At 52.4% G+C, this 15,043-nt stretch carries 18 protein-coding genes; 7 read left to right on the forward strand and 11 right to left on the reverse strand.

Annotated features, from left to right (window positions below):
• The first annotated feature begins 100 nt into the window (after window positions 1-100).
• Window positions 101-472, forward strand: coding sequence for a histone-like nucleoid-structuring protein, MvaT/MvaU family (locus D906_RS01960; RefSeq protein ID WP_027615070.1), 372 nt, complete (start codon window positions 101-103; stop codon window positions 470-472).
• A 264-nt stretch (window positions 473-736) separates the two neighbouring features.
• Entirely contained in the window at window positions 737-1,372 is a 636-nt protein-coding gene (locus tag D906_RS01965) for a hypothetical protein (RefSeq protein WP_177325371.1), read from the forward strand.
• A gap of 249 nt (window positions 1,373-1,621) precedes the next feature.
• Here the strand turns inward: D906_RS01965 and D906_RS01970 are convergent, their stop codons facing one another.
• Complete coding sequence (locus tag D906_RS01970) at window positions 1,622-2,377, reverse strand: hypothetical protein (protein WP_027615072.1); 756 nt, start codon at window positions 2,375-2,377, stop codon at window positions 1,622-1,624.
• 533 nt (window positions 2,378-2,910) lie between these two features.
• Between D906_RS01970 and D906_RS01975 the strand changes: the two genes are divergently transcribed.
• The gene (locus D906_RS01975) at window positions 2,911-3,816 is read left to right on the forward strand and encodes a DUF5677 domain-containing protein (protein WP_027615073.1); all 906 of its coding nucleotides are present in this window, start codon (window positions 2,911-2,913) and stop codon (window positions 3,814-3,816) included.
• 280 nt (window positions 3,817-4,096) lie between these two features.
• Here the strand turns inward: D906_RS01975 and D906_RS01980 are convergent, their stop codons facing one another.
• From D906_RS01980 to D906_RS01995, 4 genes are all read right to left on the reverse strand, one after another.
• Window positions 4,097-4,633 carry a hypothetical protein gene (locus D906_RS01980; RefSeq protein ID WP_027615074.1) on the reverse strand — a complete coding sequence of 179 codons (537 nt, stop codon included), beginning with the start codon at window positions 4,631-4,633 and terminating at the stop codon, window positions 4,097-4,099.
• A 125-nt stretch (window positions 4,634-4,758) separates the two neighbouring features.
• Complete coding sequence (locus D906_RS01985; RefSeq protein ID WP_033694545.1) at window positions 4,759-5,112, reverse strand: hypothetical protein; 354 nt, start codon at window positions 5,110-5,112, stop codon at window positions 4,759-4,761.
• A 472-nt stretch (window positions 5,113-5,584) separates the two neighbouring features.
• Entirely contained in the window at window positions 5,585-5,776 is a 192-nt protein-coding gene (locus D906_RS01990; RefSeq protein ID WP_027615076.1) for an MbcA/ParS/Xre antitoxin family protein, read from the reverse strand.
• A gap of 188 nt (window positions 5,777-5,964) precedes the next feature.
• On the reverse strand, window positions 5,965-6,543 hold the full coding sequence (locus tag D906_RS01995; protein ID WP_027615077.1) for a TetR/AcrR family transcriptional regulator: 579 nt from the start codon (window positions 6,541-6,543) through the stop codon (window positions 5,965-5,967).
• Between the two features lie 155 nt (window positions 6,544-6,698).
• On the opposite strand from D906_RS01995, the gene D906_RS02000 reads away from it, so the two are divergent.
• Both D906_RS02000 and D906_RS02005 read left to right on the forward strand, forming a co-directional pair.
• Window positions 6,699-7,496 carry a crotonase/enoyl-CoA hydratase family protein gene (locus D906_RS02000; RefSeq protein ID WP_027615078.1) on the forward strand — a complete coding sequence of 266 codons (798 nt, stop codon included), beginning with the start codon at window positions 6,699-6,701 and terminating at the stop codon, window positions 7,494-7,496.
• A 78-nt stretch (window positions 7,497-7,574) separates the two neighbouring features.
• Window positions 7,575-8,477 carry an alpha/beta fold hydrolase gene (locus D906_RS02005; protein ID WP_033694546.1) on the forward strand — a complete coding sequence of 301 codons (903 nt, stop codon included), beginning with the start codon at window positions 7,575-7,577 and terminating at the stop codon, window positions 8,475-8,477.
• Between the two features lie 323 nt (window positions 8,478-8,800).
• On the opposite strand, the gene D906_RS02010 is transcribed toward D906_RS02005, so the two are convergent.
• The 5 genes from D906_RS02010 to D906_RS02030 form a co-directional block, all read right to left on the reverse strand.
• The gene (locus D906_RS02010; protein ID WP_371262233.1) at window positions 8,801-9,337 is read right to left on the reverse strand and encodes a LysR substrate-binding domain-containing protein; all 537 of its coding nucleotides are present in this window, start codon (window positions 9,335-9,337) and stop codon (window positions 8,801-8,803) included.
• Window positions 9,338-9,364: 27 nt separating this feature from the next.
• The gene (locus tag D906_RS02015) at window positions 9,365-9,994 is read right to left on the reverse strand and encodes an HAD family hydrolase (protein WP_027615080.1); all 630 of its coding nucleotides are present in this window, start codon (window positions 9,992-9,994) and stop codon (window positions 9,365-9,367) included.
• Window positions 9,995-10,150: 156 nt separating this feature from the next.
• Window positions 10,151-10,648, reverse strand: coding sequence for a hypothetical protein (locus D906_RS02020; protein ID WP_027615081.1), 498 nt, complete (start codon window positions 10,646-10,648; stop codon window positions 10,151-10,153).
• A gap of 97 nt (window positions 10,649-10,745) precedes the next feature.
• Window positions 10,746-11,060 (reverse strand): hypothetical protein, encoded by a 315-nt coding sequence (locus D906_RS02025; protein ID WP_027615082.1) that lies wholly within the window; start codon window positions 11,058-11,060, stop codon window positions 10,746-10,748.
• A 76-nt stretch (window positions 11,061-11,136) separates the two neighbouring features.
• Complete coding sequence (locus tag D906_RS02030) at window positions 11,137-11,871, reverse strand: metallophosphoesterase (protein WP_027615083.1); 735 nt, start codon at window positions 11,869-11,871, stop codon at window positions 11,137-11,139.
• Between the two features lie 187 nt (window positions 11,872-12,058).
• Between D906_RS02030 and D906_RS02035 the strand changes: the two genes are divergently transcribed.
• Window positions 12,059-12,535, forward strand: a complete 477-nt coding sequence (locus D906_RS02035) for a helix-turn-helix domain-containing protein (protein ID WP_033694547.1) — start codon at window positions 12,059-12,061, stop codon at window positions 12,533-12,535.
• A 169-nt stretch (window positions 12,536-12,704) separates the two neighbouring features.
• Entirely contained in the window at window positions 12,705-13,808 is a 1,104-nt protein-coding gene (locus D906_RS02040; RefSeq protein ID WP_027615085.1) for a DUF2971 domain-containing protein, read from the forward strand.
• Between the two features lie 252 nt (window positions 13,809-14,060).
• Here the strand turns inward: D906_RS02040 and D906_RS02045 are convergent, their stop codons facing one another.
• Window positions 14,061-14,912: a hypothetical protein gene (locus D906_RS02045; RefSeq protein ID WP_027615086.1), complete on the reverse strand. Its 852-nt coding sequence runs from the start codon at window positions 14,910-14,912 to the stop codon at window positions 14,061-14,063.
• Window positions 14,913-15,043: the final 131 nt, after the last annotated feature.

Consider the following 15,043-nt stretch of genomic DNA (forward strand, 5'->3'; position numbering starts at 1 on the left):
CGCGTCCAGTGTCCCCATGGCAGTAGCCAGCGCAGCAACTGCTAGACTTTGGCCCGGCCACAACTGGATAATGGTTCAACACCCAATTAGGAGCGAAAAAATGTCCCGTCTCGCAGAATTCCGTGCTTTGGAGCAGCAATTGGCTGCCCAGTTGGCCGAGCTTGAATCTCTCAAAAATGATGATGGCCTTAAACGCGAGATCGAATTCGAAAAGAAGCTTCGTGACCTACTGAATGAGTACGGCTACAGCCTGCGCAATATCATCGCGATCCTCGACCCGCATTCTGCAACTCGCCGTAGTACCCCAGGTGCCGTTGCCGAGAAAGGCATTCGCAAACCTCGTCAGCTAAAGGTCTACAAAAACCCGCATTCCGGTGAAGTCGTTGAGACCAAGGGCGGCAACCACAAAACACTAAAAGACTGGAAAGCCCAGTACGGCGCACAGGAAGTCGAGAGCTGGCTCGCCCAGTAAGACCTTGGAGTGGGAACGAAGGGCTCCTCGCGGGGCCCTTTTTCATGCAACGTTGACAGCAGGAAGCTGGAAGTCGAAATGACACATAAAGTTTTGGATTGGCGCAATCGACGTGCCTGGTTACAACACGTCCGGTCATACGCAAAGCCTTTGCTGACGCCGAGCCTGGTAGAACTATTGGAACAGCGCAGGCCTCAATGCTGGTCGGACGCCCTGGATTGGCTCCCGAATCACGATGACCTGGTACCAGAGTTCTGCGATCGGATGTCCTCGTTCTATACCCACTTCAAAGCCTTTCACGGGTGCCGCCCTGAGTCGCTTTCGAGCTACTACGAGCATGGGCTAAGGGGGCAAAACGCCGACTCGATCATCAAGAAATTTCGACAGCTTTTTGCGGATCTACCACCGACCAGTCTCGACCAGGCCATCGAGAAGATGAAGCACCGTGAGTCAAGTGAACGGGGCAAGATTTGGCTGTCCGTGGATGACAGCAAGATGGTTAGGGAATTCGGTCACTACATAATCAACGGCAGCGAGTACCTCCTGGCACTCGCTGCGAAGCTGGGCGGGGGACGTTACGACGAGGATTACAGGCTCCGGCTGCGGACAATTGGCATTCCGACCGTACTGGAAGTGGACATCCCGATCGAGCTCATTCCACCTGCACAGAAGCTGGATGTAGCGAAAATTATCTTGTCGGAATGGGGGCAGCTTCGGACAAAACGCCCCTTGGGTATATCGTCGTCACCGAGCTACGTTGTGCGATCAGACATTCCTGCAGAGTGCATCAAAGCGCACTACCATCCGGCAAAAATTCGGGACTTCCATCACGAAATCCCTACGTACATCAACAAGGCTGTACGATGTGATCACTGCCCACCAGCCCCCGAGCCTGCCTAGACCGGATCCGGAACCCAAGCCGATAATTACGATGGAAGCGCCAGGTTCGAAGTCCTCTGAATAACCTGGGCCTTAAAAGACTTGCTGTAGGTGCGGCGCTCAGCGTGCATTAGAAATCTGATGGGCCAGAAATGGTGTCCACTTAAACTAGGTGGACACCATGGTCTTCAGCAGCACTGTGAGGAAGATGTGTTAACCGGGCAGTTACGCGCCTGGCCCTTGAAGAGATCCCCTAAGCATTCGGCGAGATCAGGCAGCTGCAGTCAGTCCGGCGATAAGCTCCTCGGGGGTAACGATCTTTACGTTGTATTTTTGGGCATAAAGCGTTCGATTCGAGGGGTGCAAGATCGAGCTAGTACCCGCCCCTACACCCGCGTCGTTTGTGCAGAAGTACTCGAAACCGTAACCGTAAGTAGCAGCCAGTGCATCACCATCCATCCATTCGGCAACTCCTTTTGCGAGTTTCTTTTCAGCAATCGGATCGTCTTGGAGCGCGGGTACTAATCCGTTCTGTTGATCATCAAGCATCGCCATCAGTGCCTCCTTCCCGCAACCGAGGGATTCGATGTACCTCACGCACTCGAAGCTCCTGTCAAGACGGTCTTGAAGCTCCAGGGTCTCTGATGCCTTGTGTTGGTTTGCCAATGGATGCCTTGGGGCTCCAATGCGAGGGAGGTGAACGAAGCGAAAGCCGAGCGCTGCTGCCTTCTCAACAGTTGCTTCAAGATACTCCGGGATATCTGAAGGAAGAGTACCCCGAGATTGGCTTTCTACCTCATCGTCGACAGACATCGTAAAAGAAGGCCGGTAGCCCTGAAGGTAGGCTTTCCGCGCCTTTCTTGGAATAGCCTCCAAGTTCACGATCCCCTCGAAGAAAAAAGGCGTGATCGCTTGGGTGGTGATCTGGGTGTAGAGGGCCTGGACAGCCGGGGATGCGACTGCTCGCTTGGCTTCGTCCGCGATCTGTTCCCAGACGTTGGAGTCAAAAACAACGGGGTTGCTCATGATGCTTCATTCCTTGGGGCGGGAGGGCGAGAGCTTTCTATGGGGGCATCACGTCAACTATCAAGCTTGCGTCAACTGTGTTTTTTAAGCAGCAGGCAAATGCATCGCCGTTTCCGCATCGCCTTCCTGGGCACAGATCCGCGAATACGGCGCACCCTCAGCGCTCGCCGCCCATACAGGCAATCTGACCAAGGTTGTCTTCAACAACTCGGATAGCGAAGCGGTGCTCTTGGCATGCCGCATTGCCCGCGCCTAGACCGGCAAAGGTAAGAGCGCCAAGGTGGCGGCTAGCATCGATGGCTGGCTCGACGGCGTCGCGTTCGGCAACGTGTCGGCGCTCGAAGCGGCCTTGAAAGACGGTAAGCGTCCAACCACCCCACGTAGACCATTGCGAAGAGCTTTAAATGGCCCGGCGCATCTTGTCGCAAGATTAAACCCGCTTTAGAAATGACCCTAGGGGCCGACAAATCGCTATCTACTGTGACTCCGTACAATCAGGGGCCAGGGAGATGACATTGAACCGGAGAGAAAACATGGACTTTTTTGAAAACCCAGACCACTACACAAAGGAATTTATAGCTCACCAACGGCACCTTCGAGAGCTTGAGGAGCTCCAAAGAAAAATCTCCGAGACACTTTATGAAGTCAATCTCGACGATAAAGGCGATTTCAAGCTAAGCACGAAAGTCTGCTGCTATAAGGTGGCAAACGTGATAACAGATTTAAACAACGGCATCCTACAAAGCTTGAAAATCAAAAGCCATAGCGCTGCCGAAGCTTTATCAAGGACATCCTTAGAAAACTCAATCAACTTAATGCTATTTAGTGATGACAAAACATCCGCGCGACCTAAGAGCTTTTTGCTGGGATACCTCAACAAGACATTAAAAAACGCACGAAAATGGCATGAATACGGAGTGAACAACGACCACCTAGAATCAGCTGAACGAGGGTTAGAACTGGAACAATCATATTTAGTAATAAAATCCATGTTCGGCGACCTAGAACAGGGCACCAAGGGCTGGCCCGACGCTTACAGCCGTTTTGAACAAACCGGCCACGCCCTTTTTTATCACGTACTATTCTCAAGTGCCTCCGACTCTACGCACGGCTTTGGAAGCGACGTATTCAATCAACTTCTAGGCGAACTCGTACATTGCCAAGATGACGAAAAGCTAGCCTACTTCAAAAGATTAAAAGCTGAAAAAATCTCTTTCGCTTATTACTTGGCCACTAACGCAGTACTTTTTTATTGCGCAGCCGCATCGCGTATAGCTGCACGCGCAGAGGATCTCGCAGCCTTTGATAAACTTGTGATTATCGCAAGTGCGTTGGAAAGTATGCTTTCGGAGCACGAGCATCTTGCCATCACTTGCTTAGACAGCCTTGCACGAGCTAGGAAGCGGCTAGAAGAGATCAAGAACAGCGAGGGCGCATAAGCCATGTTGGGCTAGCCCGCTGTCAGCACGAAGGAAAGGCACCTAACTGTACGGTGCAAGTGGTCTGCAGACTGCGAATCACATCAACAAGGCTGTGCGATGTGATCATTGTCCGCCAGCCCCCGACCCAGCCTAGACCGGGGCCCCAGTCCGCCTACAGATCATGGCCCCCGTACCCTGGCAGGACATTCAGGGCCTACTTGCCTCAGTAGGCCTGATCGTGAAGGAGCACAATACGCCATCGACTGAACTCGCCTCCATCTGGCACCTATCACGGCGCTCACTTCACGATAAGCGTCTCTTTCCCTGTCTCAGGATCACGAGAGCACTTAATGTCGCAAGGGTCATCATTCCCGACTTGGCGAAACAACGAAATCACCTCGTCGATACTGATGAGGTAGAGGCATTTATCCTTGTCGAGATCTGAGCTGAAGAATGCACCGTCCAGTCCGCCAGCCTCCGACATACAGGGCGCGAAGACGAAGCTATGAATGATCCGTCCGCATACAAACACCACATCCCGCCCCTCCTGGCCGGCCTTGGAGAGGTCGTAGAGCTCATCCAGGCGGTGGTTGTTACGCCATGTCACGCGCTTCAGGTTTGAGTGCTTTTGAATGGGAATAGAAAGGTGGCGGGTCTTGTCGGTGATCTTCGCAGGAGCCTCTAGGAGCTTCCTGACCGAGTAGAATCCGATAAAGATGTCTCGCTCAACCTGAGCAAGTTCTTCATCAGACAGGGCACTGGACGTTTTGAGGTGCTCAAGGCGATCGGCCATCTCTAGCAGCGGTTGTTTCCAATACCAGCTCTCCCAGATCATCTTGTCATTCCTTTAGTCAGCCAACCAGGCCATAAAGCGGCATAGCCACATATTGATGGCTATGCCGTAATCAAGGTATTCAACTCTAACTCACCAATCCCCAACCACCATCGCCGGCACTCAGGCTACAGCCCTAGGTCTACAGCGATGAAATCGCCCCGAATTGCCGAGCTTGCTTGGCCATCCGAGATCAAGCGCGCCTGCAGGTGCCGAACAATATGCCAGCGAAGCTGGTACCGCATCTCGATAAAATCACGCTGAAGCTGGTAGACGCCAGGGCGGCAATGCCTTGACAACACAGTCGCCAGGATATCCAGCCCAGGGCCTGCTGTGCGCGCATGCAGGCGCAGCATGTCGTCGAAACCTGGCCTTCTTCGGAACAAGGCCAGGGCGCCCATCAGTTCATCATCTAGCGATTTCCCAAACGCAGACCACGCCGCCGCCCACACTGCCGCTTCGAGTTCCGAACCCAATTCCATTATTCGCTAACCACCGGAACAAGAAAACACAACATATGGACAAGCCAATCAAAAAATCAGCCATAAAACACAATATATGGAATTTTTAAAAATTTCAGGCATTGATTTGCTTTCAAAGCTAAAGCAGCAGCCTCACGGCTGCAAAGTAAAGCGATTTCTCCTCCGCCCCCAGCCCGACCATTTCAACCTCAGCATCACCGCCAGCCCTCAAAACCGCGTGATCTAGAAGCCGTAAATATCAGAAGTAAAAGCCGGCGAAATCCTGTGGGAAATGCGGCGGCTGGGCTATTGCAGCTTTTCTCTTGCCTTCAAATATAGAACTCCGTCTCGCTTTAAAATTTTCAAGAGGGGGGGGTGAATAAGTTGTCGCAAATTTGACCGTTTTGTCGCTTGAGCAACATTTTGTCCGACACTGTCCGATGATACTCACTGCGGATAGAGCAACGCTCCCCATACAGGAAGCGAAGCGGGTCTAGCAGGCAAAACCGTGTTCGATCCGGCTCAGCTCTTCTTTCACCTTCTGAAACCCGACTTCATCGCCCGAAAGCTGCAAAGCAGAGCGTCCACCGAAAACCGGGCGTGGCTGCGACACCCACGCTGCGGCCTTCCCCTTATCTCCGAAGACGCGCTCAGCCTCCGCGAGTGCCTGCTTCACATGATCCATGAGCCCTCCTGCCCATCTCTGGCTGCGTGTTCGGATATCGCCAGGTAGGGTCTACGTCGGGACGCTGTCGCTGGCTCGCGCCCCCCGCTCAACCTCCGCTCGTACCTGCCCCACAACATACTGAAAGTCCCCTTGCAGCGATTCCGGCTGCCATTTTCGGAAACCCAAGACGCCTCATCCTGACGTAATCAGGCCGATCCGCTCTCCGACGCTATCAACTGATCCGTCGCACGCTGAATTACCCTCTGAATATACGTCGAATCACCATGAATCCGAGTCAGTAAAATAGCGCCTTCAATATCCGCCACGAGCTGCTGCCCTTGAACCAGGGCCCATTGCTCGCTACGCAGCCCAGCGAACAGGTGAGCAAATGCCTTGGCCCATTCATCGAAGAATGAGCGTATAGGCTCAAGCAGTTCTGGTTTCCCATAGCTGGCGTCCACAGCAACCACGGCCATCAGGCAGCCCACGGTGTCGTCCTGGAATAGCCTAGTTGCCCTACGGCCCATTTTCTCAAGGCGCTCAACTGGAGCGAGATCGTCCTCATAGGCAATGGCGAAAAGCCCCGATGCCATGCCTTCGTGCGTCCATTTCAAAACGTCACGGAGCAAACCGTCCTTACTCGGGTAGTGGTGATAGAACGAGGCCTTGGTCAACCCACAGGCGGTTGAGAGCATGTCCATGGTTGTGCCGTGGTAGCCATGACGCTTGAACACAAGCGCACAACGCTGCAGCAGCTCATCACGACTGATCTTCAATGGACGCACAGCCAAACCCCAATCTCCATAACGAGCGCTGATCATAGGTCATCACCTATCGCATCTCAATTTGACGGTTACCGAACGTTTGTTTAGTTTCAATAAAACCGAACAAACGGTCAGTAACTGCCGAAAACCATCCTTCGGCACCTCCAGGAGGATTTATGAGCGAAGCCAACAATGGTGCAGGCCGCGTAACACGCGAACAGAGAGGCAATGTGTTTCTGATCGGGCTCGACAGAGCCGGCAAGCGCAACGCGTTCGACAGTGCCATGATGACAGACCTGTCCTTGGCTCTTGGCGAGTATGAGCGCACTCCAGATCTACGCTGCGCGGTCATATTTGCTCACGGTGAGCATTTCACCTCTGGGCTGGACTTGATGGAGCTGGCTCCAAAATTGGCGAGTGGAGGATTCAGCTACCCCGAGGCCGGGATTGATCCCTGGGGCGTCGAAAAGCCCCGTCGACAGAAGCCGGTGGTAGTGGCAATCCAGGGGACATGCTGGACTGCCGGCATCGAGTTGATGCTCAACGCCGACGTCGTAGTCGCAGCGAACACCGCACGCTTTGCCCACCTTGAGGTTCTCCGGGGGATCGCCCCATCCGGAGGCTCGACCGTACGCTTCACCCACGCTGCGGGATGGGTCAATGCCATGCGCTACATGCTGACCGGGGAGCCATTCGACGCTCCCACAGCATTGGGTATGCGCCTGGTCACCGAAGTCGTCGAACCTGGCGAGGAGCTTGCTCGCGCCATTCACTTCGCAGAAAGCATCGCCAAATCTGCGCCGCTGGGAGTCTCCGCCACTCTCGACTCCGCATTCCAAGCCAGAGACGAGGGCGATGCCGCAGCACTGGGCGCCCTTAATGGGCGACTGATGGAGTTGATTCGGACTGAGGATGCTCGCGAAGGCGTCATGGCGATGATGCAGAAACGCGAGCCAGTCTTTAAAGGCCGCTAAGACGTGTATCCGGCGCGCAAGCAGCCGTCATAAAGCATGCGGCCAGCCTTCCTGGCCGTCTTTAAAAGTGATCGAGCGATGGCAAACCACTCAAATTCAAGCGTCCTCGTGGACAAGATTCTTTTGACTGCATTGGACGGCTACCCCCTTACCGCATATCGCTACTACGCCGACAAAGCTGCAAGAGGCAACCTGATCGTCGCCGGGGCCACTGGTGTGCAGCAGCGATTTTACAAGCGCTTTGCTGAGTACGCTGTCTCACGAGGGTTCAACGTTCTGACCCTAGACTATAGAGGCGTAGGCGAGTCCCGCCCGCAGTCGCTCAAAGGCTTCGAAATGTCCTACTTGGACTGGGCCTACAAGGACTTGGCGGCAGCAGTTGAATTGCTCGATAAGGAGAGTCTACCCATCTACTGGATCGGTCACTCGTTCGGCGGGCATGCTATCGGCCTCTTACCCAACCATGACCGTCTCAGGGCCTGCTACAGCTTCGGCAGCGGAGCGGGATGGAGTGGCTGGATGCCCAAGAGCGAGGCACTCAAAGTACGTGTGCTCTGGAACTTCGTCCTTCCACTCATTGTGAGGTGGAAGGGCTACATGGCCTGGAGCATATTGGGCATGGGCGATGATCTTCCCCTCGGCGTCTACCAGGATTGGAGACGATGGTGTACCTTTCCCCACTACTACTTCGATGATCCGACGATGGAGCACGTTGTCGAGCAATACGCCAGCGTGAGAACCCCCTGCCTATTTGCCACGTCGACGGACGACCCATGGGCGCCTCCAGCCTCCAGAGATGCGTTCGTGAAGGGGTATCGAAACGCTCGACTAGAGGTCGTCGATATCCAACCTGTCACCGACGAATGCATTGGGCACATCGGATATTTTCGCGCCGGAGCAGAAGACCTATGGAAGGAATGTCTCACCTGGTTAACCTCCCAGAATACTGACAGGCATCGACAGCATGCCTGTGATGTATAGGCGCCCTTAGCAAACGCAACTCTCTTGGAGATGACGTACTCCTCAAGGGCGATGTGTATAACTGGGTGCAAATGGGCGTGAAAACGGATGTCCTTTGACCGATCCACTAAACCTGTGGGGACTGGCGATGACGCAGGCGATGGAGCACCAGCGCGAAAAAACTAAACTATATTTTCGATTTTCCCGCCAGCGGCCCCAGGATTCGCAAAATATAAGAAATAGTTTAGTTTTCGGCCATGGAGCAACGACCAATCCCCCTTTGGAAGGCCGTAGCTGGGCAGGCCCTGATAAATACCAGAACCCGGTTAGGATGATTCCAGTGATCACCGCTCTTGCTTAAGAGCATTGAGGGCCTCGCTGTAAAGCATGTCTACTGCCAGCGAGCGTGCAGAGTCCTTGCTTCTCACCAGTGCGACTTCCATCTTGGGTAGCGCAGGCAGACCTTGGCGGGTATCCAGAATTTTCAGGCTTGGCGGCACACAGCACCGGGACATTACCGCTACGGTCAGGCCGGACTCGGTGGTCGCAATCTGCCCGCGCATGTTGGGACTACCGTAAACGACGCGGTACTCCCGACCCAGAGCTGCAACGGCAGAAAGCACCTGAGTTCTCAGGTTGCTTCCCAGCTCATGCAGGGCCAAGGGAAGCGGATCTCGCCTCCAGGCTTCGTGCTGTTCTGAGGCAGCCCAGACCAGGTGTTCCTCAAAAAGAAAAACGCCTTGATCAGGCACAGCACGTGAAGCGGTATGCCGGGTGACTGCCACTCTCCGATCACCAATCTTTCTCGTGCTTACGGGTCGCTGGGCTGGATAGCCCGGTGCGCGGAAGCTCGATACCAGGTCGATGAACGATCTACCCACCAGTCTTTGCCTCGCCAGGAGCCACTTTCACTCGCGCTCCAACACAGCCTGCGCGAATTCGAGGAGATTCGAAAAATCCCCCTTTCCCCCTCGGTGTAGAAGGAACCCGCAGCCCCCTAGCTGGCGAGGGCCATCACGGTCACAGCGGGCTGAGTCGCCGACCATAAAGACGCGTCCCTCCGTCTCGTCGCAACCCAGATTGACTCCAAGCTGCTCACAGGTGGCGCGGTAAATAGCCGGCTCGGGCTTCATTACGCCCACTTCGTAGCTGAACCCATAGCCATGCAGGTACGGAAAAATCTGGCGGATAACAGGGCCGTACGCCGACGCAAGATTGGAACAAACGCCAACGCGCACACCAGCTGCCTGCAGCATCCCCACTGCATGCAAAGCACTCGGGAATGGCCTGATGCTTGCAAGTTCGTCTTCGAGGGACTGCTCAAGTCGCCCGAGACTGTCAGCGGTGACGCTGATACCAAAAGCTGAAGCGGCCTCTGCCAGTGATAGTTGGTGAGTCATGATGACCCTAAGATCATCCGGTTGAGGCTTACGGCCTTGACGCCGTCCTTCCTGGATAAGCTTTCGAAAAGGGTGAGTTGGTCGCTGAATCTCGACAAGCGTTCCGAAGGCATCAAAGACTGCAGCAGCGATCGTCATCTGAGCATCCTATGTTGCCTTCAAAAATGAGCAGAAGCGTCGCAGCATAACCTCAAATAGGTAGACCTGTGACATAGTCCTTAGGCCCTGATAGTCCCCGACCGCAAAAGAAATCGCTCGCAAATTCTAGTCGTGCAGTACTTGCCCCAAAGGACTTTACCGAACCACAACACCAGCTTTCGCAAAGTCACTCAACAACGTCTTACGCCCGAGCATTTTGGGGAGTTTAAAAACATTTTTGTATCCGTACCACAACCCCATCGGTATCAGCACAAGCCCAATACCGAAGGTTGCAGTAGCAGCAATCACCCCCATAGGCACGGCAGCCAACGTCATAAGAATCCCTCTTAACATCGCCGTTCTCGTGATTACGCGAAGGTCATCCAAATCATACTCAACTTGGCCACCATTCTTTTCAAACGCCAGTATCACGATTGATTTCTTTGATAAGTGTTTGAAATACCACACACGCGGAACATCGGTAGCCATGGCACCGTGACGCTGAAGATATTTAAGCATTACAACTTTTTCAAAATAGAACGTATTACCATGCTCATCTTCAAGCCTAACGCGACCATACAGTGCATCGAGATCACCAAGCCCCTGTGTTTCGTAGTTTTTGATAACAACCTTAATTTTTTTCAAGTCAGACATGCTTATTCCTTACTCGCACTTTAACTTTCCGTTACCCATAAACTATCCGCCATGTGGGCCCACGAAGCATGGCTCCCCCCACTTGCACGCAAAGCCCTCAGGCAACCTCTAGCCGGCTAACCAGCACGTAGTTATCGTTGCCCGACATCGTGCGCAACAGCACCATTCCTTCGAACTGGGCAATCATTTCGACAGCGGGTGTCACAACCGTCATTCCGTTTTCCAACTGACCGGAGCGATCGTGATAGACATACGCGGCAAAGCGATCCCCCACTGCTGCACCATCAATTAGATACGCGTCTATGAACGCACCCCAATCGTGCGTTTGCGCCATCGCCAGTCTGACTAGCATTGAATCAGGCAGCCGCCCGTAGCCTTCACCAACTCGCGCCTGGGAACTCATCACGCTCATGAACTTTCCAATCACACTTCTACTGGAGATTTAATACTGTACGGAGGGAGCCAAAACCAATAACTCCATCAAGCAACTATATACTGACTACAAGATCGGGGCGAAAACCAGTCTCTTCAGATGGATAACCACGCGGATTACTCACGAAACGCACGCCATCAACATACTCATCGACCGCGCAGTGGGTATGCCCAAAAACCCAGAGATCAATATCAAAGGCCAGCAGGCTATCCCAGGCGTTGCCATAGGCTGCCCGCATATGTGGATTAACATCTTGTTCCGTTACAAACTGCATAAGGGGAGAGTGATGAGTAACAACTACCCGTTTACCATTGAATGGCTGGGATAGCTGAGCGGCGAGCCAGTCCCTGGTCTGTCGGTTTCTTGCGACCAAATCATCTGGACGCAGGCGCCGAAACTGGTCACCAACCCGAATCGCTCTAAAGTCATTCATTCTGTCACGAGCACACCAACTCGCGGCCACTGCGTCACCCGTCGAGTCAAAGCTCGTCCAGCCTGTCGCACACAAAAACTGCACCCCAGCGTGCTCCCAAACCTCGTTCTCAAGCACGTGCACGTGCTTATCAGCAGAGGCAACCAGCTTGCTGTGAGTTCGATCGAGGTTGCCGCTGTAGTGTTCGTGATTGCCCAGGACGTACAGAACAGGCGTTCTGAACGACTCGCTGGCCCACTTCGCACCCTTGGACTTTACGTGAATATCCCCAGCCAGCACGACCACGTCACATGCCAGGTCTGGTGGGACAAAATCCGCAAATTCGCAGTGTAGATCCGAGAGTATGTGAAGCTTCATGTTCAGCTCGCCGACATCGACTTTCTAATAAATTGATCATCACCTGACCCGGCTCCCATGCAGACAGGCGCAGCGAGACTGTCGTCAGTGCGGTCACCATAAACGATGACCGTCACTATTGCTAGCTTTCGATATTTATTGGCGGTAACGAGCTGTGGCCCTATCCTCTGTTTTGGGCGGTGTCAGCATGCAGAACGAGATAGCAGCAGTCGTCAGAGCCCTGCGCGACTTGCGAGGGTCTGCGCAGGAAGAGCTCGCCGAGATCAGCTCCCAGGCCAATTTTTCGCGGCTGGAACAAGGGAAAACGCAGGCCTCTTTGGCCAAGCTGAGCAAAATCGCAGCCACTCTGAATTTCGACCTGGTCGCTCTTGTCGCTCTATGCCAAGCCCTTCAGGATGGGACATCACCTGGCGAGGTAATGGCGAAGGCCTCAGAGGATTTGGAGCGTTTCGTTGCTCAAGGGGGCTTAGAGGGCTTGGAGCGGCATTGGGAAGCCGGTGAAGGGCTGATCAAGCGTAACCGTGGCAAACCTACCGACCCTGACAAAATCCGAGCTGTGCTGGAGTTGAAGGCCAGTGGCATGACCAAAGCTCAGGTTGGTCGAGAGCTGAATTTGCCTGAAGCGACCGTGCGAAGGTACTGGGTCAAGGATCTGCCTGGCTAACCTCCTTGCAGCGAGAATAAATGCGGGGTTACTTACGGAAAGTCAGTGTAGATAGAATTGCCGCCATGATTGGCTGGAGGCCCGCATGGTAAGCCGGGCCCCACGCAAACGGAAAAGTTCTGGAGAGAAATATTCATAATCGAAGCCTCAAGGAAGTTGGAACAGCCAAATGTATGTATTTAAGTATTACAGACCAAACCTGTACTTTGACAAAGCCATAAGATATAACGAGCTATATTTTGCAGCCAACCATGAATTAAATGACCCAAACGATCTAAAGGCTATATATTACTTTGAAGACAACCCAAGTCTTTGGAGCAGACTATTACAGCTAACTGGAATCAGTAGCCTTTGGAATCTTTCAGAAATAATAAATACGGACTGCGAGATCCTTGCCAGTAGACTCAACGACATTTTCAAAGACAAGGAAGTAAACTCCATTGATAGTTTCGACTCTCTTAAAGGGGTGCTCGATCTCTGCAGCGGACAGATTATTGCCGCATTTGAAAGTGCATTGCTTGAAAAGGAGAACGAATCGAGCAGCCCCGCTGCCAGAGCGGATCAATGCAAACTCATAATGACAGAGCTTTTGAGCAGAGCTATCAATCACGAGTTTTATAGCGTTTCATTTTCGAAAGATGCTCTTAGCTCAATGATGTGGGCTCACTATGCTGAGGGCTTCAAAGGGTGCGTAGTTATCTACACCTCAACAAACTATGGATTTTCTCTGTCTCACAACCCTTTCTCTAAAAACGAGGACAGGTATAATCTGGCCCCTGTTGAATATGTGGACTCTGATAAAAGAATCCCTATCCTAGAATGCATAACATCTGGAAAAGATAAGGCTATATCAACTTTTCTGCAGAAAAATTCTTTCTGGAAATATGAGAACGAACTAAGGTCTTTTACCTTTAAAAATCTTAATACCAACATGATGGCAATGGCTTATCATACTGCAAAAAAGTTAAAAACGACAGACCGCAAGCGAATTCTATATCATGATGCCAGCCTTATAGCTGGCGTGATATTCGGCCCCAGAGTTACGGAAGAGTATCAGAAAGAGGTCGAGTTTGTACTGCATGATAACCGCTACCATAGAGGGCGGGAGCCATTCCTGTCACTAAACACTGTTTTGAATGACAGCGGAAATATTGAAATTAGCAAAGCATCCAAGTTTTCCTGCGTAGGTGAAAACCCCATGTATTCACCAATCAAAGGTGAAAACCTCAAAGAGCTACTAAACCAGCTCAACATATATAGCAGTTCTCGCTGACATCGGCACTCAAGCAATAACCCATACCAAACAAAACTAAGGGCGCTGAAACTTTAATCGCTAGTACTTTTAGGGTTCCTGCGCCCGCCCTTATATTCCAGGAGCAACACTGCAGTAAAGGTCATAATCACGACGCTGGTTGGCTAGTGACATTGAACCGTTAATTAGCAGCTGAGGGCAATCAGCGAATGCCAGTCCATGAGCCGCGCCCCCAAACAAAACGACAAACTTTCGATAGTGTCACCTGACTAGCTAATAAAGAAAGATCCGAGCCCACGCTCTCCTGCGCAAGGCGTCAGACTTCGTCGCAAGCGAGAAGACAAAGAATTCATATAAGTGAGGAATGACGGGTAGCTTGTAATTATTTTTCTCCTCAAACTCCATGGCATCACGAGCGATATAATCGAGGGCATCATAGAGCGGCCTAATAAACTGCACAATCCTCCACACCAGATGGGGCGCAGTTTTCTGAACCACATGCAACCTCCAGTAATCGTCGAAAATTGTCATGGGATGGCCGTCGAAACCAAAAGTTGGTGAATAACCCACTAAGCCTGATTGATCCAGCTGAAACATGAGCCGTTCAGCATCCGCGTTAAGTCTTCCATAACTTATTTGATCTTCAGCGACTTCTTTGCAGATAGTGTACCAGTCACCCAGAGGGCCGCGATCCGCTGTGATGTTGTTAAGTTCGCGGAGGTTGTAGTAACGGGCTTTGTTTGCAAATTTCTCCAAAAAATCGAGAATTTTATCATCTATACTAGCCGATGCCGGCATGATTGCTTTCCCATGCCCCCATTTATTTCTCACCGACAGCGCATGAAGATAAGTCGATTTTAGGTTGTGCCCGTACTTCTTGCGCAACTCATCGTCAGTCGGGGCTTTGTAGTTGTTCTCAAGCATGTGATTGGTGATGATAACAAGCTTCAAGATCCTTTCAAGCCCGATTGTTAGCTGGAAGAACGCCGAGTAGAAATTACCTACTCTTCTCTCGTCGAGGTTCGCTCTTAGAAGCAGATCAATGCCTGTAAGAAGAGATGTTCTGGCCAGGTGTCCTTCTTGCTGCAAAAGGGAGAAAGTGCGGCTGAATCGAAAATCTTGCATAGAGTCCATCCTGAGCTTGCATTAGTCGCAGATACAGGTAAATAGGCGGGGAAGCCAGTGATCACCTACCTTAACGCGAGGCCAGCACTGCGTTCGTAGAATGCTGGTACTTCACCTTGATCTGAGCGCCT

The organism is Pseudomonas sp. LAIL14HWK12:I1 (assembly GCF_003202095.1).
Classification (GTDB): Bacteria; Pseudomonadota; Gammaproteobacteria; order Pseudomonadales; family Pseudomonadaceae; genus Aquipseudomonas; species Aquipseudomonas monteilii.